17 protein-coding genes and 1 pseudogene are annotated in these 18,906 nt (G+C 66.7%); 13 read left to right on the top strand and 5 right to left on the bottom strand.

Annotated features, from left to right (window positions below):
- The 13 genes and pseudogenes from C3B44_RS06115 to tyrS all read left to right on the top strand — a co-directional run bounded on the left by C3B44_RS06115 (position 1) and on the right by tyrS (position 14,635).
- Positions 1–815, top strand: a pseudogene (locus C3B44_RS06115) (TrmH family RNA methyltransferase).
- A 68-nt stretch (positions 816–883) separates the two neighbouring features.
- Positions 884–1,930 carry a phenylalanine--tRNA ligase subunit alpha gene (pheS, locus tag C3B44_RS06110; protein ID WP_108431592.1) on the top strand — a complete coding sequence of 349 codons (1,047 nt, stop codon included), beginning with the start codon at positions 884–886 and terminating at the stop codon, positions 1,928–1,930.
- A gap of 31 nt (positions 1,931–1,961) precedes the next feature.
- On the top strand, positions 1,962–4,487 hold the full coding sequence (gene pheT, locus C3B44_RS06105) for a phenylalanine--tRNA ligase subunit beta (RefSeq protein ID WP_108431591.1): 2,526 nt from the start codon (positions 1,962–1,964) through the stop codon (positions 4,485–4,487).
- A gap of 36 nt (positions 4,488–4,523) precedes the next feature.
- The gene (gene argC / locus C3B44_RS06100; protein ID WP_108431590.1) at positions 4,524–5,567 is read left to right on the top strand and encodes an N-acetyl-gamma-glutamyl-phosphate reductase; all 1,044 of its coding nucleotides are present in this window, start codon (positions 4,524–4,526) and stop codon (positions 5,565–5,567) included.
- Between the two features lie 29 nt (positions 5,568–5,596).
- Positions 5,597–6,757 carry a bifunctional glutamate N-acetyltransferase/amino-acid acetyltransferase ArgJ gene (argJ, locus tag C3B44_RS06095; protein WP_108431589.1) on the top strand — a complete coding sequence of 387 codons (1,161 nt, stop codon included), beginning with the start codon at positions 5,597–5,599 and terminating at the stop codon, positions 6,755–6,757.
- 20 nt (positions 6,758–6,777) lie between these two features.
- Complete coding sequence (gene argB / locus C3B44_RS06090; RefSeq protein ID WP_108431588.1) at positions 6,778–7,719, top strand: acetylglutamate kinase; 942 nt, start codon at positions 6,778–6,780, stop codon at positions 7,717–7,719.
- A gap of 4 nt (positions 7,720–7,723) precedes the next feature.
- Positions 7,724–8,911, top strand: a complete 1,188-nt coding sequence (locus C3B44_RS06085; protein ID WP_108431587.1) for an acetylornithine transaminase — start codon at positions 7,724–7,726, stop codon at positions 8,909–8,911.
- A 20-nt stretch (positions 8,912–8,931) separates the two neighbouring features.
- Positions 8,932–9,897, top strand: coding sequence for an ornithine carbamoyltransferase (gene argF, locus C3B44_RS06080; RefSeq protein WP_412841957.1), 966 nt, complete (start codon positions 8,932–8,934; stop codon positions 9,895–9,897).
- Between the two features lie 5 nt (positions 9,898–9,902).
- Positions 9,903–10,379 carry an arginine repressor gene (locus C3B44_RS06075; RefSeq protein WP_108431585.1) on the top strand — a complete coding sequence of 159 codons (477 nt, stop codon included), beginning with the start codon at positions 9,903–9,905 and terminating at the stop codon, positions 10,377–10,379.
- Positions 10,380–10,445: 66 nt separating this feature from the next.
- Positions 10,446–11,645, top strand: coding sequence for an argininosuccinate synthase (locus tag C3B44_RS06070; protein ID WP_108431584.1), 1,200 nt, complete (start codon positions 10,446–10,448; stop codon positions 11,643–11,645).
- 3 nt (positions 11,646–11,648) lie between these two features.
- Positions 11,649–13,091, top strand: coding sequence for an argininosuccinate lyase (gene argH / locus C3B44_RS06065; protein WP_108431583.1), 1,443 nt, complete (start codon positions 11,649–11,651; stop codon positions 13,089–13,091).
- A 75-nt stretch (positions 13,092–13,166) separates the two neighbouring features.
- A complete protein-coding gene (locus C3B44_RS06060; protein WP_108431582.1) occupies positions 13,167–13,340 on the top strand; it encodes a Trm112 family protein in 174 nt (57 codons plus the stop codon).
- Positions 13,341–13,360: 20 nt separating this feature from the next.
- Positions 13,361–14,635 (top strand): tyrosine--tRNA ligase, encoded by a 1,275-nt coding sequence (tyrS, locus tag C3B44_RS06055; protein WP_108431581.1) that lies wholly within the window; start codon positions 13,361–13,363, stop codon positions 14,633–14,635.
- Here tyrS and C3B44_RS06050 read toward each other — a convergent pair.
- From C3B44_RS06050 to C3B44_RS11910, 5 genes are read right to left on the bottom strand one after another with little or no spacing between them, the layout of a single operon-like run.
- Positions 14,632–15,933: an LLM class flavin-dependent oxidoreductase gene (locus C3B44_RS06050; protein WP_108431580.1), complete on the bottom strand. Its 1,302-nt coding sequence runs from the start codon at positions 15,931–15,933 to the stop codon at positions 14,632–14,634. The two genes, tyrS and C3B44_RS06050, sit on opposite strands and share 4 nt — an antisense overlap.
- A gap of 20 nt (positions 15,934–15,953) precedes the next feature.
- Entirely contained in the window at positions 15,954–16,634 is a 681-nt protein-coding gene (locus C3B44_RS06045; RefSeq protein WP_108431579.1) for an LLM class flavin-dependent oxidoreductase, read from the bottom strand.
- Positions 16,631–17,581, bottom strand: coding sequence for a transporter substrate-binding domain-containing protein (locus C3B44_RS06040; protein WP_108431578.1), 951 nt, complete (start codon positions 17,579–17,581; stop codon positions 16,631–16,633). The genes C3B44_RS06045 and C3B44_RS06040 overlap by 4 nt, the downstream gene beginning before the upstream one ends.
- Positions 17,578–18,360 (bottom strand): amino acid ABC transporter ATP-binding protein, encoded by a 783-nt coding sequence (locus C3B44_RS06035; protein ID WP_108431577.1) that lies wholly within the window; start codon positions 18,358–18,360, stop codon positions 17,578–17,580. Before C3B44_RS06035 ends, C3B44_RS06040 begins: the two co-directional genes overlap by 4 nt.
- Positions 18,361–18,368: 8 nt before the next feature.
- Positions 18,369–18,905, bottom strand: coding sequence for an amino acid ABC transporter permease (locus C3B44_RS11910; RefSeq protein WP_235840455.1), 537 nt, complete (start codon positions 18,903–18,905; stop codon positions 18,369–18,371).
- Between the last annotated feature and the right edge of the window lies 1 nt (position 18,906).

Genomic DNA, 18,906 nt, shown 5'->3' with positions numbered 1-18,906 from the left:
ATGAACCTGGATTTCTCTGAAGCCTTTAGTGAACGCACCCCGCGCATCGTGGCCGCGGCGAAGCTGCACCGGGCCCGCGAGCGGCGCAAGGCCGAGCGCTTCCTCGTCGAGGGGCCGAACTCGGTGGATGCGGCCGTCGCCACGGGCGCGGCCACGGACGTCTACCTCACGGAGAACGCCGCAGAGAAGTTCTCGGAGATCGTCTCCGCGGCCGGCTACATGGATGTCTACGTCCACCCGATCACGGACAAGGCCGCCCGCTCGCTGTCGGACACCGTGACCACCACCGGCCTGTTCGCCGTGTGCCGGCCCGTGACCTGGACGGCGGGCAAGGCCCTGGGCGCGGCGCCGCAGCTGGTTTCGATCCCCGTCGAAACAGCCGAGCCAGGCAACGCCGGCACCCTTATCCGGGTCTCCGATGCCATGGGGCCGACGCCTGCATCTTCGCCGGTGAGAGCGTCGACCCGCAGTCCAGCAAGGTCGCGCGCGCCTCGGCAGGCTCGCTTTTTCACATCCCGGTGGCGCGCCACACCGACATCGCTGACGTCATCGGCCAGGCCCGGGCGAAGGGGCTGCAGATCGTCGCCACGGCGGCCGACGGGGAGGTCGAGCTTGACGACGCCGCCGAGCTCTTATCCCAGCCCACCGCCTGGCTCTTCGGCAACGAGGCCCACGGGCTTCCCGACGACGTACTCGCCCGCGCCGATCACCGCCTCAGCATCCCGATCCGGGGGAGGGCGGAATCGCTCAACCTCGCCACGGCCGCCTCGATCTGCCTGTACGAATCCGCTAAGGCCCTCGCGCGCGCAGACTAAACCCGCGGGTATGGTGGTTGAGTCCGAAATTATTGTCCAGTCGCACATGAAGGGTCCAGGTAGCTAGAGTGTCCGAAACCCCTGAGATTGATCTGACCGAAGCGACCCTGTCGCAGGCGGCGGACGAGGCCATCGCGGCCTTCGACGCGGCCACCACCACGGCGGAGCTGACGCAGGCCCGCCGCGCACACCTCGGTGATGCCGCCTTTATCCCCCGGGCCCGCCAGGCCATCGGCACGCTGCCCAAAGCCGAGCGCAAGGATGCCGGCCGCAACGTGAATATGGCGCGCGGTCGCGTCGAAAAGCACTACGCGCAGGTGCAGAAGCGACTGGAAGACGAGGAAAAGGCCGCCCGGCTCGTCGCGGAGCGCGTGGATGTCTCGGAGCCGACTACCCGCCGGCTGACCGGCGCTATGCACCCGATCACCACGCTCCAGGAACAGATCGCGGACATCTTCATCGGCATGGGCTGGGAGATCGCCGAAGGTCCCGAGATCGAGGCCGAGTATTTCAACTTCGACGCGCTGAACTTCCTGCCGGATCACCCGGCGCGCACCCTGCAGGACACCTTCCACGTCGGCGCGGACAACTCCCGCCAGGTGCTGCGCACCCACACCTCGCCGGTGCAGGTGCGCACCCTGCTCGAGCGCGATGTGCCCGTCTACATTGCCTGCCCGGGCCGGGTGTTTCGTACCGACGAGCTCGATGCCACCCACACCCCGGTGTTCCACCAGGTGGAGGGCTTGGCCGTCGATAAGGGCCTGACCATGGGCCACCTCAAGGGCACCCTGGATCACCTGGCGAAGGTGCTCTTCGGGGAGGAGACCACTACCCGCATGCGCACCAACTATTTCCCGTTCACCGAGCCTTCCGCCGAGGTCGACGTGTGGTTCCCGAACAAGAAGGGCGGCGCCGGCTGGATCGAGTGGGGCGGCTGCGGCATGGTCAACCCGAACGTCTTAAGGGCCGTCGGGATTGACCCTAAGGAGTACTCCGGCTTTGCCTTCGGCATGGGGCTCGAGCGCACCCTGCAGTTCCGCAACGGGCTCAGCGACATGCGCGACATGGTCGAAGGTGACGTCCGCTTCACCCTGCCGTTTGGCGTGCAGGCTTAAACAACGGTCACCAGGAGGGATTTTTAAAGCAATGTATATCGCACAGAACTGGTTGACCGGCTTGCTGCAGTTGATGGATGAGCAGCACAGCGACTGGTCGGTGAGCGCCGAAGGCATGGACGCGGGCTTCGTCAGCGTCGGATTCGAAACCGAAGGCTACGAGCCTATCCCGGAAACCACCGGCGATCTGGTCTTAGGGCGGGTCGTCGAGATCGAGGAGCTCACCGGCTTCAAGAAGCCGATTCGCTACTGCCAGGTCGACGTCGGTGAGGCCAACGGCACCGGTGAGAACCAGGGCATCATCTGCGGCGCCCGCAACTTCGCCGAGGGCGATCTCGTGATCGTGGCCCTGCCGGGTACCGTCTTGCCGGGTGGTTTCGAGATCTCCGCGCGCAAGACCTATGACCACATCTCCGCCGGCATGATCTGCTCCGCCGCGGAGCTGGGGCTGACCGATAAGCAGAACTCCGGCATCATCGTGATCTCCGAAAACGAGGCCGGCGACGCCCAGCCCGGCGATGACGCCCGCGAGATCGCCGGGCTCGCCGATACCGTCTTCGAGGTCAACATCACCCCGGATCGCGGCTACGCGCTCTCTGCCCGTGGGCTGACCCGCGAGCTGGCCAGCGCCTTCGACCTCACCTACACCGACCCGGCGCAGGATCCCACGGTCGCCGGCATCGACCTAGCCGCCGTGCCCGAGCCGCAGGCCGAGGTGTTGGATCTCGAGGTGCGCGAGGAGACAAAGGCACAGCGCTTCGGCCTGCGCAAGGTCACCGGCATCGATCCGAGCGTCGAATCGCCCTACTGGCTGCAGCGCGAGCTCATGCTCACCGGCGCCCGCCCGGTCAACGCCGCCACCGATGTGACCAACTACGTCATGTTCCTTCTGGGCACCCCGATGCATGCCTTCGACGCCGCGCAGATCACCGGCGGGCTGACGGTGCGCAACGCGGAGGAAGGCGAAAGCTTCGAGACCCTGGACCACGTCGAGCGCACCCTCAGCGCCGAAGACGTGGTCATCTGCGACGAGACCGGCATCCAGTCTCTCGCCGGGGTCATGGGCGGTACCACCTCGGAGATCTCCGAGTCCACCACCGACGTTTATTTCGAATCCGTCGTCTGGGACCCGCGGGCGGTGGCGCGCACCTCGCGGCGCCACAAGCTCAGCTCCGAGTCCTCTCGCCGCTTCGAGCGCGGCGTCGACCCGGCGCTCGTCGAGACGGCCCTCGACTATGCCTGCGCGCTGCTGGTGGCCATCGCCGGCGGCACCGTCACCAACGAGCGCAGCCTCTATGGCGATATCCACCTCGCCGAGCCGATCGATCTGCGCCCGGAGCACCCTTCCGAGCTCATCGGCGTCGACTACGAGCGTGAGACCATCGTGCGCCGCCTCGAGGAGATCGGCGCCCGCGTCGTCGATCGCGCGGAAGTATTGGCCGTGACCCCGCCGACCTGGCGCACCGACATCTCCATGCCCGAGGACCTCATTGAGGAGGTCGTGCGTCTCGACGGCCTCGACAAGGTGGTTCCGGTTTTGCCGACACCGCGCGGCGGCCGCGGGCTCACCGCCGCCCAGCGCCGGCGCCGCGCCGTCGGCCACGCGCTGGCGTACCAGGGCTACACCGAGATCCTGCCGTCGCCGTTCATCAAGAACACCACTTTCGACGACTGGGGCCTCGACGCCGCCGACGAGCCCCGCAAAACGGTCGCGGTGCGCAACCCGCTGGATTCCGACTACGCGCAGCTGGGCACCACGCTTCTGCCCGCGATGCTTGAGGCGGTGGAGCGCAACGTCGCCCGCGGACGGGGCGATCTCTCGCTCTACGGCGTGCAGCAGGTCGCGTTCCGACGTGCCGATGCCAGCCCCATGCCCGATGTCACCCGCCGCCCGAGCGAGGAGACGGTGCGCGAGCTCGTCGAGACCCTGCCGCACCAGCCGCTACACGTCGCCACCGTCGGCGTCGGGGAGATCGACGCCACCGGCCCGTGGGGCGAGGGACGCCGCTACACCTGGGCCGAGGCAGTAGAGTCCGCGCGCATCGTCGCCCGCGCCTGCGGAGTGGAGCTCGAGGTCGCCAACGCTGAGCAGCTGCCCTGGCACCCGGGGCGCTGTGCGCAGCTGAAGGTCGCCGACGAGGTGGTCGGCTACGCCGGCGAGCTGCACCCGCAGGTGCTGGAAAACCTCGGCCTGCCGGAGCGCACCTGCGCCATGGAGCTCAACCTCGACGCCGTGCCCGCCTCCACCAGCCTGCCCGCGCCGGTGCTCAGCTCCTTCCCGGCGCTGCACCAGGACATCGCCTTGGTGGTCGATGAGGACACCCCGGCGGAGACGGTGCGCCGGATCGTCGAAAAGGGCGCCGGCGACCTGGTCGAATCCGTCGAGCTTTTCGATATCTTCCGCGGCGAGCAGCTCGGCGAGGGCAAGAAGTCGCTGGCGCTGAAGCTCTTGTTCCGCGCGGATGATCGCACGCTAACCGACGAGGAGGCCAACGAGCACCGCCTGGCTGCCGCCGAGCTCGCAGAGAAAGAACTCGGCGCCACCATGCGTGCATAATTTGCATTCGAGCGCATAAACGGTAGGGTAGGAGCCATGCCTTACCGCATTGCCGTTGCCGGTGCCACGGGATATGCAGGGGGAGAGATCCTTCGCCTGCTTCTCGGGCACCCGCATTATCAGTCCGGAGAGATGGAAATCGGCGCGCTCACCGGCGCCTCGAACGCCGGCCAGCCGGTCGCCGAGCTCATGCCGCAGCTCGTCGAGCTGTCCGACCGCGTCATCGAAGACACCACCGTCGAGGTCCTCGCCGGCCACGACGTCGTCTTCTTAGGCTTGCCGCACGGACACTCCGCCGCCATCGGCGCCGCACTCGACGAGGACACCCTTGTCATCGACTGCGCCGCCGACTTCCGCCTGCGCGACGCCGAGCAGTGGCAGCACTACTACGGCAGTGAGCACGCCGGCAGCTGGCCCTATGGCATCCCCGAGATGCCCGGGCATCGCGAAGCACTGGCCAACTCTCGGCGCATCGCCGTGCCCGGATGCTTTCCGACGGGCGGCACCCTCGCCATCCTGCCCGCCGTGGCCGGCGGGCTCGTGGAGCCGGACCTCGCGATCACGTCGATCACCGGCGTCTCCGGTGCCGGCAAGAAGGCGAACGTCTCCCTGCTCGGCGCGGAGACCATGGGCTCGCTGAAGGCCTACAACACCTCCGGCAAGCACCGGCATACCCCGGAGTTCGAGCAGAACCTCGCGGAGTACACCGACAAGGACGTCACCATCAGCTTCACGCCGGTGCTCGCCCCGCTGCCGCGTGGCATCCTCACCACGGCCACCGCGCCGCTCGTAGACGGCGTCGACCAGGAGGCCGCCACCGCCACCTACCGGGCGTTTTATGACGATGAGCCCTTCGTCCACCTGCTCGGGGCCGGTCAGCAACCGCAGACCCAGAACATCGTCGGTTCCAACATGTGCCACGTGCAGGTCGAGGTCGACGAGCGCTCCGGGCGCCTTCTGATGACCTCCGCCATCGACAACCTCACCAAGGGCACGGCCGGCGCCGCCGTCCAGTGCATGAACATCGCCTTGGGCAACGAGGAAACCGCCGGCCTCCCGCGCGTCGGCGTGACCCCTTAAAGCCCGTTTGAGACAGCAGAAAGAGTTCCATGAGCAGCATCGGTATCACCGCCCCGGAAGGCTTCCGGGCCGCCGCCACCACCGCCGGGATCAAGCCCTCCGGCCAGAGTGATCTGGCGCTCGTCGTCAACGACGGGCCCTCCCTGGCCGCCGCCGCGGTGTTTACGCGCAACAAGATCGTCGCCGCGCCCGTGAAGTACACCCGCACCACCGTTGCCGACGGCCAGCTTCAGGCCGTGATCTATAACTCCGGCAACGCGAACGCCTGTAACGGCCTGAAGGGCGATGAGGACGCCGCCACGATGGCCGCCGACGTCGCCGACGCCTTAGGAATCAGCAACATGGACGTCGCGGTCTGCTCGACCGGACTCATCGGCGACCTGTTGCCGATGGATCTCGTGAGCAAGGGTATCGCCAGCCTGCCGCGCTCGCTCGGAGACCACGGCAGCGAGGCCGCCCAGGCGATACTGACCACCGATACGGTGAGCAAAGAAACCGTCGTACGCCACGAGTCTTTCACCGTCGGCGGCATGGCCAAGGGCGTGGGCATGATGGCGCCCTCACTGGCCACCATGCTCGCTTTGCTGACCACGGATGCCGACGTCACCCCGGCCATGCTCGATGAGGCGCTGCGTAAGGCCTCGGCCGCCACCTTCAACACCTTGGATATCGACGGCTCGACCTCCACCAACGACACCGTGATCGCCATGGCCTCGGCCGCCTCCGGCTACCGGCCTACCCAGGACGAGCTCAACGAGGCTATCGCCACCGCCTGCGCGGAACTCGCGGACCAGCTGCAGGCCGACGCCGAGGGCGTGACCAAGCGCGTGCGCGTCACCGTCACCGGCACCGCCAGCGACGAGCAGGCCTTAGAGGCCGCCCGCGTGCTCGCCCGCGACAACCTCTTCAAGGCCGCCATGTTCGGCTCCGATCCGAACTGGGGGCGGGTGCTCGCGGCCGTGGGCATGGCCGATGCCGCCATGGAACCGGAACACATCAGCGTCTGGTTCAACGACCAGCCCGTCTGCATCGATTCCACCGGCCCCCCCGGCGCGCGCGAGGTAGATCTCTCCGGCGCGGATATCGATGTCCGCGTCGACCTCGGCACCGGCGGCAGCGGCGAGGCCTTCGTGCGTACCACGGACCTCTCGCACGCCTACGTCGAGATCAACTCCGCCTACTCGTCCTAAAAGCTTGAAGGAACCACCCTATGTCTGAAGACGTCTTAGAAGGCCTCACCGCCGAGATGCGCGCCCACGTGCTCGCCGAGGCCCTGCCGTGGCTCCAGCACTACCGCGACAAGATCGTGGTGGTGAAATACGGCGGCAACGCCATGGTCGATGAGGAGCTCAAGGCCGCTTTCGCCGCCGACATGGTGTTTCTGCGCACCGTCGGCGCCAAGCCCGTCGTCGTGCACGGCGGCGGCCCGCAGATCACCGATATGCTGCGCCGCCTCGGCCTCGAAGGCGAGTTCCAGGGCGGTTTCCGCGTGACCACCCCGGAGGTCATGGAGATCGTGCGGATGGTCCTGCTCGGCCAGGTCGGCCGCGAGCTGGTCAACCTCATGAACGCCTACGGGCCTTTCGCCGTCGGCTGTTCCGGCGAGGATGCCAACCTTTTCAGGGCAGAGAAGCGGCTCGTCGATGTCAATGGCGTGCAGACGGACATCGGGTTGGTCGGCGACATCGTCGACGTGAACCCGGAGTCGGTGGAATCGCTTATCGACGCCGGCCGCATCCCCGTCATCTGCGGCATCGCCCCAGACGAGGACGGGCAGGTCTACAACATCAACGCCGATTCCGCGGCCGCGGCGATCGCCTCGGGTTTGGGCGCGGAGCGCCTGCTCATGCTCACCAACGTCGAGGGCCTCTATACCGACTGGCCGAATAAGGACTCGCTGGTCTCCAAGATCGAGGCCAACGAGCTGACCCGCCTGCTGCCCGAGCTCGATTCCGGCATGATCCCCAAGATGGAGGCCTGCCTCACCGCGGTCAACGGGGGAGTCAACGCCGCCCACGTCATCGACGGCCGCACCGCCCACTCGGTGCTGCTTGAGCTGTTGACCATGGGCGGTATCGGCACGATGGTTTTGCCGGATAACTACGTGCGCTCGAACTACCCCGAGGGAACTGTCTTCAGGAAGGATGACTGAGTCAATGACGAACGCACACGACAAGTGGCCTCAGGTGCTCATGAACACCTACGGCCACCCGGCGCTCGAGATTGTCGACGGCCACGGCGCCACCGTCATCGATGCCGAAGGCCGAAGCCACATCGACATGCTGGCCGGCATTGCGGTGAACTCGCTGGGACACGGCCACCCGGCCGTGGTGAAGGCGGTGAGCGAGCAGGTCGCCCGGTTCGCGCACCTGTCGAACCTGTTCGTCTCCGCCCCAGTCGTGAAGGTCGGCGAGAAGCTCATCGCCCGCCTCGGCGCCGAGGACTCCGCCCGGGTGTTTTTCTCCAACTCCGGGGCCGAGGCCAACGAGGCCGCCTTCAAGCTAGCACGCGCCACCGGCCGGCGCCGCGTGCTCGCCGCCGAGCACGGCTTCCACGGCCGCACCATGGGCGCGCTGGCCCTAACAGGTCAACCGGATAAGCGCCGCGCCTTCGAGCCCCTGCCGGCCGGGGTGGAGTTCTACCCCTATGGAGATATCGATTTCCTGCGCAAGCAGGTAGAGACCGACCCGAAGGAGGTCGCCGCGATCTTCTTAGAGCCCATCCAGGGTGAAACCGGCGTCATCCCGGCACCGGAGGGCTTCTTAAAGGCCGTGCGCGAGCTCTGCGATCACCACGGCATCCTCATGGTGGTCGACGAGGTGCAGACCGGCGTGGGCCGCACCGGCGACTTCTTCGCCTTCCAGCACGACAATGTCATCCCGGATGTCATCACCATGGCGAAGGGGCTGGGCGCAGGCCTGCCGATCGGCGCGACGCTGGCCACCGGCAAGGCCGCCGAGCTCTTCGGGCCCGGCTCGCACGGCACCACCTTCGGCGGCAACCCCGTGGCCTGCGCGGCAGCCACGGCGGTGCTCGACACGATCGACGACGCCTTTATCGCCGAGGTGGCCGCCAAGGGCGAGCGCCTGCGCGAGCAGCTCACGAAGATCACCGGCGTCTGTGGAGTGCGCGGGCGCGGGTTGATGCTCGGCGTGGAGCTGGATACGCCCGTCGCCAAGCGTGCCGTGGCCGAGGGCCACCGCCACGGCGTCATCCTCAACGCCCCGCACGACAACGTGCTGCGTTTAACGCCGCCGCTGGTTATTGCCAACGACGAGATCGACGAGGCCGTTCGCCGCATCGAGCGCACGCTGGCAGTCGTGGGCACCGACAGTGAGAGTTAAGGAGTAAGGAATTGACCGTCATCAACAACGTCCGGCACTTCTTTGCCGACGACGACGTAACCCCCGCCGAGCAGCGCGAGATCCTCGAGCTTGCCGCCGAGCTGAAGAATGAGCCGTTTTCGCGCCGCCCGCTCGAGGGTCCGAAGTCGGTCGCGGTGCTCTTCGACAAGACCTCGACGCGCACACGCTTTTCCTTCCAGACCGGCGTGGCGCACCTCGGTGGGGAGGCGATCGTGGTGGAGAAGGGCTCCTCGCAGATCGGTAAGGGGGAGACCCTCTCCGATACCGGCGCGGTTTTAAGCCGCTATGTGGAGGCCATCGTGTGGCGTACCTACGAGCACGCCAACCTCGCGGCGATCGCCGAGAACGCGAGCGTGCCCGTCGTCAACGCGCTCACCGACGACCTGCACCCGTGCCAGATCCTCGCCGACCTGCAGACCTGCGTCGAGAACCTGTGCCCCGAGGACGGCCCGGCCGGGCTGGTGGGCAAAAAGGCGGTCTACCTGGGAGATGGCGATAACAACATGGCGAACTCCTACATGCTCGGCTTCGCCACCGCCGGCATGGACCTCACGATCATCGCGCCGGAAGGCTTCCAGCCGCGCGCCGAGTTCGTCGAGCGGGCGCAAGCGCGGGCCGCCGAGACCGGCGCGGAGATCGCCGTGACCGACAACGTCGACTCGGTCTACGGCGCGGACGTCGTCATCACCGATACCTGGGTCTCCATGGGCCAGGAGGACGACGGCAGGGACCGTCGCACCCCGTTTATGCCCTACCAGGTCACCGCCGAGCTCATGGCGAAAGCCGGCGAGCAGGCCATCTTCCTGCACTGCCTGCCGGCGTACCGCGGCAACGAGGTGACCGCCGAGGTGATCGACGGGCCGGCGTCGCGGGTGTTCGACGAGGCCGAAAACCGCCTCCACGCCCAGAAGGCGCTGCTAGTCTGGCTGCTCGACAACCAACCCGCGAATAAAGGAGGCGAGTAAGTGCCGTGACCTCCTCGATCACCCGCACCGCCCGCCAAGGCAAGATCCTCGAAATCCTCGGCAAGACCCGGGTGTCTTCCCAGGTGCAGCTCTCTGAGCTGCTTCTCGACGAAGGCATCGACATCACCCAGGCCACCCTGTCGCGGGATCTCGACGAGCTCGGCGCGCGCAAGATCCGCCCCGACAAGGGCAGAGCATATTATGCACTCGCCGGTACGGAGGCGGAGCCTCACACCCGCCCCGGCGGGCCGCGGGAGAAGCTGCGCCGCATGCTCGACGAGCTTGTCGTGCACGTCGATCACTCGCACTCGCTGGCGGTGCTGCGCACCCCGCCGGGAGCTGCGCAATACCTGGCCAGCTTCATCGACCGGGTGGGCCTCGAGGAGGTCGTCGGCTGCATCGCGGGCGACGACACCATCTTCGTCCTCGCCCGCGAACCTCTGACCGGCGAAGAACTCGCCAACTTATTCACCCACCGCTAAGAGGCCTTTAAGCCCGGCGGTACCCTATACACAGCAAAATTCAACTGGTAGTGAAGGAGAACTCTCATGACTGCTCGCGTTGTTCTCGCGTACTCCGGTGGTCTGGATACCACCATCGCCATCCCGTACCTCGCCAAGATGACCGGCGGTGAGGTCGTCGCCGTCTCCCTCGACCTCGGCCAGGGCGGAGAGGACATGGAGTCCGTGCGCCAGCGCGCCCTCGACTCCGGCGCCGTCGAATCCATCGTGGTCGACGCCAAGGAGGAGTTCGCCCGCGACTACTGCATGCCCACCATCCAGTCCAACGGCCTGTACATGGGGGAGTACCCGCTGGTCTCCGCGATCTCGCGGCCCCTCATCGTCAAGCACCTGGTCGAGGCGGCCCGCGAGCACGGCGGCACTCACGTCTCCCACGGCTGCACCGGTAAGGGCAACGACCAGGTCCGCTTCGAGGTCAGCTTCATGAACACCGCCCCCGACCTGGAGATCATCGCCCCGGCCCGCGACTACGCCTGGACCCGCGACAAGGCCATCGCCTTCGCGGAGGAGAACGACATCCCGATCGAGCAGTCCAAGTCCTCTCCGTTCTCCATCGACCAGAACGTTTTCGGCCGCGCCGTCGAGACCGGCTTTTTGGAGGATCTGTGGAACCCGCCGACCAAGGACCTCTACGCCTACACCGAGGACCCGGGCATCGGTAACGCCCCGGACGAGGTCATCATCTCCTTCGAGGGCGGCATCCCCGTGGCTATCGACGGCCGCAAGGTCACCCCGCTCGAGGCGATCGAGGAGCTCAACCGCCGCGCCGGCGCCCAGGGCGTGGGACGGTTGGACATGGTCGAAGACCGCCTCGTGGGCATTAAGTCCCGCGAGGTCTACGAGGCACCGGGCGCGATGACCCTGATCACCGCCCACAAGGCGCTCGAGGACGTCACCTTGGAGCGCGAGCAGGCCCGCTACAAGCGCCTGGTCGACGCCCGCTGGTCCGAGGAGGTCTACGACGGCCTGTGGCACAGCCCGCTGAAGAACTCCCTGGACGCGTTCATCCGCGACACCCAGACTCATGTCACTGGGGATATCCGCATGGTGCTGCACGCGGGTAAGGCCACCGTCAACGGCCGCCGCTCCGGCCACTCGCTCTACGACTACAACCTGGCCACCTACGACTCGGGTGATACCTTCGACCAGTCTTTGGCCAAGGGCTTCGTCCAGCTGCACGGCCTGAGCTCCAAGATCGCCAACAAGCGCAACCGCGAGGCGCAGTAAGCCATGGCGGAATTCGACAAGCACGCCACCAACGAAGGCGCGCTGTGGGGCGGGCGCTTTTCCGGCGGTCCCAGCGAGGCGATGTTCGCGCTGAGCGTCTCCACCCACTTCGACTGGGTGCTCGCGCCCTACGACGTGCTGGCCTCGAAGGCGCACGCCCGCGTGCTCAACCGGGCGGGCCTGCTTTCGGATGCGGATCTGGAGACCATGCTCGAGGGCTTAGACCAGCTGGGCCGCGACGTGGCCGATGGCTCTTTTAGACCGGATCCGACCGACGAGGACGTCCACGGCGCCATGGAGCGCGGGCTCATCGGCCGCGTCGGCCCCGAGGTCGGCGGTCGCCTGCGTGCGGGACGCTCCCGCAACGACCAGGTGGCCACGCTGTTTCGCATGTGGCTACGCGACGCCATCCGCGACCTCGCCGCCGACACCGCGGATCTCATCGACGCCCTGGCGAAGCAGGCGGAGGCGTACCCGGAGGCGATCATGCCGGGCAAGACCCACTCGCAGGCCGCCCAGCCGATCCTGCTCGCCCACGAGCTTTTGGGCCACGCCCAGCCGCTGCTGCGCGATCTCGAGCGTTTCCGCGACCTGGATAAGCGCCTGGCTGTGAGCCCCTATGGCTCCGGGGCGCTGGCGGGTTCTTCGCTGAAGCTGGATCCGGAGGCGATCGCCGAGGAGCTCGGCTTCGACTCCGCGGCCGATAACTCGCTGGACGGCACCGCCGCCCGCGACTTCGCCGCCGAGGCGACGTTCGTCATGGCGCAGCTCGCCGTCGACATGTCGCGGCTGTCCGAAGAGGTCATCTACTGGGTGACCCCGGAGTACGGTTATGCCACGCTTGACGACGCGTGGTCCACCGGCTCGTCGATCATGCCGCAGAAGAAGAACCCCGACATCGCCGAGCTGACCCGCGGTAAGACCGGAAGGCTCATCGGCAACCTTTCCGGGCTGCTGTCCACGCTCAAGGGCCTGCCGCTGGCATATAACCGGGATCTGCAGGAAGACAAGGAGCCGGTCGTCGATTCGGTGGCCCAGCTGCGCCTTCTTTTGCCCGCGATGACGGGCATGATCTCGACGCTGACCTTCCACCCCGAGCGGATGCTCGAGCTGGCCCCGGCTGGCTACACCCTGGCCACGGACCTGGCTGAGTGGATGGTGCGCCAGGGCGTGCCCTTCCGTGAGGCCCACGAGGCCTCCGGCTCGGCGGTGCGCATCGCCGAGGCCCGAGGCGTGGGTCTTGACGAGTTGACGGACGACGAGTTGGCGAGCGTCGATAAGCGACTGACCCCAGAGGTGCGCGAGGTGCTCACCGTCGAAGGCGCCGTGGCTTCTCGCGCCACCCGGGGCGGTACCGCCGGCCCGCGCGTCGCCGAGCAACGCCAGCGGGTGATCGCCGCCGCCCGTGATCACCGCGCGTGGGCGAAAACCCCTGTCCGGGGGTAGAACGCTGCTCCCGCAGCCTCCGCAGAGATCACCTCATGCCGGAGGCTGCGGCGGGCGAGCGCTAGGATAAACGCCATGAGTCTCGATCCGAAGCTTCTGGACGTGCTGGCCTGCCCCCGCGACAAAGGGCCCTTGGTCTATGACGAGGACAAGCAGTTGTTGATCAACGAACGCCTGCACATCGCCTACCCGATCGAGGACGGCATCCCGGTTTTGCTTATCGACGAAGCCGTCGACCACCCCGCCTAAAAGAGAGCGCAAGGAGTTTTATGACCGACAACATCATTGACGAACTCAGCTGGCGGGGCCTGATCAACCAGTCGACGGACCTCGACGCCCTCCGGGAGGCGTGCGCGGAACCGATCACCCTGTACTGCGGTTTCGACCCGACGGGTGATTCGCTGCACGCGGGCCATCTGGTGCCGATGATCATGCTGCGCCGCTTCCAGGAGTTCGGCCACCGCCCGATCACGCTCGCCGGCGGCGCCACCGGCATGATCGGCGATCCCCGCGACGTGGGGGAGCGCTCCATGCTCACCGAAGAGGAGATCGCGGCGAACATGGAGTCCATCCAGACCCAGCTGCGCATGTTCGTCGATTTCTCGGAGGATCGCGCAAACCACGCGCTGATGGTCAACAATGCAGACTGGACCATGCAGACCAACGTGATCGAGTTCCTGCGCGATGTGGGCAAGAACTTCTCGCTGAACACGATGCTCGATCGCGACACCGTCAAGCGGCGCCTGGAATCCGACGGCATCTCCTACACCGAGTTTTCCTACATGCTCCTGCAGGCCAACGACTTCGTGCAGCTGCGGCGCAGCTATGACTGCGTCCTGCAGATCGGCGGCGGCGACCAGTGGGGCAACATCGTCTCGGGCGTGGACCTCAACCGCCGCATGGACGGCGCGAAGACCCACGCCCTGACGGTGCCGCTGGTCACCGATGCGGAGGGCAACAAGTTCGGCAAGTCCACCGGCGGTGGCAAGCTCTGGCTCGATCCCGAGCTGACCAGCCCTTATGCCTGGTACCAGTACTTCATCAACGCCGGCGACGCGGTGGTCATCGACTACCTCAAGTGGTTCACCTTCCTCAGCGAGGAGGAGATCGCCGAGTACGCCCGTGCCGTCGAGGAGGAGCCCTACAAGCGTGCCGCCCAGCGCCGGCTCGCCCAGGAGATGACCACGCTGGTCCACGGCGCCGAGGCCACCGAGGCCGTCGAGCTGGCCTCCCAGGCCCTGTTCGGCCGCGCGGAGCTGAAAGATCTCGACGAAAAGACCCTCGCCTCCGCCCTCTCCGAGACCGAGGTCCACCGGGTGGCCGCCGGTGATGCCCGCACGGTCGTCGACCTCTTCGTCGGCGCCGGCCTGGCGAAGTCCAAGGGCGAGGCACGCCGCTCCATCAAGGAAGGCGGCGCCTACGTCAACAACGAGCGCATCACCGACGCCGAGTGGGAGCCAGCCAGCGAGGACCTGCTGCACGGGCACTGGCTCGTGTTGCGCAAGGGCAAGAAGAACTTCGCCGGCGTGCGCATCACCGGCTAGTTCGCCGGCACGGGCGCCAGCCCTAAGTTTTCGCGCAGTGTTTTTCCGGCGTACTCGGTGGGATAGATGCCTCGGTCCTGTAAGACTGGGACGAGGTGATCCACGACGTCGTCCAGCCCGGAGGGAATCAGCCAGGGCACGACGTGGAACCCGCTCACCGCCCCCGAGCGGGCATATTCTGCGAGCTCGTCGGCGATAGAGGAGGCCGTGCCGCTAAAGGTTTGACCTCGGCCCTGGAGCTTCTCGGTCGCGAAGTCGCGCATGGACTGGCCCTTCTCTTCGGCTTCCTGGCGCCACTGGCGGGCCAGCTCCACCGCGCTGCCGCCACCCGTGAAGGCGACGCCGCGGGTCACGCCGGTTTCCTCGACCACCGGGTCGATCTCGGGCAGCGGGCCGTCGGGATCATAGTGGGATAAGTCCGTGCCCCAGTACTGCTCGAAGTAGGCGATCGTCTGCTCCGGGCCCACCTGCAGGCAGCGGACCCAGGCGAGCTTCTCGGGGGCCTCTGCCTCGGTATCGGCGATGATGAACTCGGCGGCCGGGAAGATCTTCAGTTCGTTCGGATCGCGCCCGAAGCTGCGGGCTCGGGCGGTGATGTCCTGGCGCAGCTCGAGTGCCCGCGGGTGATCGCCGAAGGGGGAGAAGACCACGTCGCCGTGCTGGGAGACGAAGTCCTTGCCCTGCGGGGAGACGCCGGCCTGGAAGATCACCGGCCCGCCCTGCGGGCTGGCGGGAAGGGTGGGCTCGGCCCGCACGGAGAAGTAGCCGCCGTCGACGTTCACGGGCTGGCCGGCCTGGAGCGCGCGGGCGATTCTCAGCGATTCGAGCGCGTGGGTATAGCGATCCTCACGATCGAGGTAGCCGCCGCGCCGGAAGTTCTCCCCGGTCCAGGCGTTGTCGGTGGTCACGACGTTCCAGGCGGCCCGGCCTTCGGAGAGCAGATCCAAGGTCTGCATGCGGCGGGCGAGCTCCACCGGGTCGGTATACGTCGTATTTTGCGTGGCGACGAGCCCGAGGCGCTCGGTCACGGCCGCCATCGCCGCCAGCACCGTGGTGGCCTCGGGGCGCCCGGCGACATCCAAGTCGTAGATCTCCCCGTTGAGCTCGCGCGGCCGGAGCCCCTCGGCGAGGAAGAAGTGGGAAAACAGTCCGCGTTCTGCGGTCTGGGCGATGCGGCGGAAGGACTCGAAGTCGATCTGCGAGCCGGATTCCTCCAGCTTCCAGATCGTGGTGGTGTTTACACCTTGGAAAAGCGTGGCAAATTGAATGGTGCCGGTGGGCGAGAATTCTGTCGTCATAGCTGAGGTGTTGCTCCTTCCTAGTTGCGTGCGTAGCGGCTGGGTGCGTGGCCAAGGCCGAGGGTCTCCCGGAAGGTGGCCGGGCGTGTGGCCTCGCCGGCGCTGGTGGCGGCGTCGATATCGTCGACGATCTCGATCTCGGTCTGGTCGTGGTCCAAGATCGGTATCTGCCCCTGGGGCCCGCGGGGAGTAAAGGAGGCGCCATACACCGAGTAGGGGGCACCAGAAAACTCGATGTTGTGGATCTTGTCTTTGTCGAGGAAGCGTCTGGTCTCCACGTCGCGGATCACCGCGTCGTCCTCCCAGGAATCGAAAAGCCGCTGGTAGACCTCGATGGCATCAGCGACCTCGTTATCGATCTCCGCGGCAGTTGGCTCCGGACGGCCGACCTCGGCGGCCGCTTCCGGCGGGGCGGGCACTATATGCAGGCCGGCCTTGCCGCGGGAGGCGTGATCGAGGGTCAGTGCCTGCTGGGTGACGTGATAGGGCTCGGTAAATACCGGCTCGACGGCCGCGAGCAACAAAACCTCCGGCGCTATCTGCGCGCCGAAGGCTGCCTGGTGGAGGGGATAAAGGCCCGTGGTCGCGGGTCCGAAATAGATGCCCACCACGCTGGCGTCGCGGGCGCGGGTAAGGGCGTCGCGAAGGTCTCGGGCGCTGGTGACGTGCGGGAGCCGGTAGAAGAAGAGTTTCTCTGTCATGATGTCCTTTCGTCGAGCGAGTAGACCTCGGAGAGATCGATGGCTTCATCGCTGATTCCCCAGGTCTCGAGGATCTCCTGATAGGTGCCGTCGGCAATCATCGAGTTCACCGCCGCAGCCAAAGCCGGGGCGAGTCCGTTGCCACGCTGGGTGACCGAACCCACCAGGGAATCATCGGGCCATCCGGCGTTGATCCGCCCGGCCACCTCGAGGTCACTGCGGGTGTTTTCCCGAAAGCGGGCAGAAGGGTAGGGGGAGACGGAGACGTCGAGGTGGCCGGCCAGTAGGGAGAGGATGTAATCGGTATCCCGGCTGTAGTAGTAGATCTCCGCCGGTTCCTGCCCTTCCGCGAGCAGTTGCTCGTTCCAGAGGTTCATGATCCTTTCCTGATTGGTTCCCGGCACCAACCCGATGCGCAGAGACGAGATGTCCTCATAGTCGTGCACCTCGACATCGCTGCCCGTGGGCCGGTCGATGGCCAGGTAGCCGGCGCGCGTGGTGGCGAAGTCGAAGCGCTCCATGCGCTCCTCGGTGATACCGATGTTGGAGTGCATGATCTCGACATCCCCGGTGGCCAGGCGCATCGGCCACGCATCCCAGCTGATGGGCACGAGCTCCGGCTCTAGGCCCATGGTCTGCGCGATGTTGCGCGCCAGGTCGATCTCGACGCCGAGCATCGTGCGATTATCGGAAGCCGTCACGGCCAGCGGAGGACTTGAGGTCTTGCCGTGGCCGATGGCCAGCGCGCCGTCTTCGGCGATCTCTTCGGGCACTAAGGCGGCGACCTCGGGGTTGATCTCGCTGTTGATGCGCTCCTGCTGCGGATCGAGGTTGACCCCGGCGCGTGCGATCGCCCCGTGATCGACGGGATCGACGCAGGCCACCGCGGTCAAGGACACGATGCCGGCGAGTGCGCTGAGTGCGAGCCGGCGCGGGGTGAGACTCATGCGCCCACCCCCGTGACCCGCGCCAAGAAGTCGCGGGTGCGCTCGTGGTGCGGGTGCCGGAAGATGTCCTCCGGGCTGCCCTTCTCGACGATCACCCCGTCGGCCATGAACACCACCGTGTCTGCCGCGTGGCGTGCGAAACGCATCTCGTGGGTGACCACGATCATGGTGGTTCCGCTGTCGGCGAGATCGGCGATGACGGTGAGGACTTCGTCGACAAGCTCTGGGTCGAGGGCGGAGGTGGGTTCGTCGAAAAGCAACACCTTCGGCTTGAGGGCGAGCGCGCGGGCGATCGCGACGCGTTGCTGCTGGCCGCCGGAGAGCTGCGCGGGATAAGAGTCGGTCTTGTCTTTCAAGCCGACGCGCTCCAGCAGCTCCAGTCCCTCGGCGCGGGCGCGTTCTTTTGGGGTGTTGTGCACGCGCAGCGGAGCTTCGATGACGTTCTCGAGCGCGGTGAGGTGGGCCAAGAGATTGAAGCTCTGAAACACCATGCCGATCTGCGAGCGCTGGCGGAGGACGTCTTTTTCCTTGAGCTCGTGGAGTACGCCGGGGTTGGTCTCGTCGATGCGGTAGCCGATGATCTCGTCGTCGACGCGCACCAGCCCGGAGTCGATGTCGGTGAGCTTGTTGATGGTGCGTAGAAGCGTCGACTTGCCGGATCCCGACGGCCCAATAATGACCGTGACCGTGCCGGGCGCCACCTCGAGGCTTACGCCGTGGAGGACTTCCGTGTCCCCGTAGGAGGTGCGAATGTCGGTGAGTACTACGTGTCCAGTCATGGCAGGCCTCACTTCCTGCCCTGGTTGAGTCGCTTTTCGACGTGTTGCTGCGCCACCGAGAGAAGCGAGGTGATCACCACGTACCAGATCGTGGCCACCAAGAGCATGGGCAGAACTTCCTGGGTGCGCGAGTAGATCACCTGGACGGTGAGGAAGAGCTCCTGGTAGGCGAGGACGTAGACGATCGCCGTGCCCTTGACGAGGGTGATGATCTCGTTGAACGCTGGCGGCAGCGCCACGCGCATGGCCTGCGGGAAGACGATGCGGGCCCAGCGGTCGCGGGCGGGGATACCGAGGGCGCGGGCGGCTTCGATCTGGCCGTCGTCGACGGAGATGATCCCGCCGCGGAAGATCTCGGCGGCATACGCCGCCTGGTGCAACCCGAGTCCGAGGATCGCCGCGAGGAAGGGGGTCATGAGCTGGGAGGTTTGTTCGTCGACAAGCGTGATCCCGGTGCCTGGCAGCCCGATGGTGATGCGTTCGTAGAGGTAGCCGAGGTTGAACCACAGCAGCAGCTGGACCAGCAGCGGGGTGGAGCGAAACACC

This window comes from Corynebacterium yudongzhengii (assembly GCF_003065405.1).
Taxonomy (GTDB): Bacteria; Actinomycetota; Actinomycetes; order Mycobacteriales; family Mycobacteriaceae; genus Corynebacterium; species Corynebacterium yudongzhengii.
The sequence above is the reverse complement of the archived record's forward strand: the minus strand, read 5'-3'. Positions and strand labels throughout refer to the sequence as shown.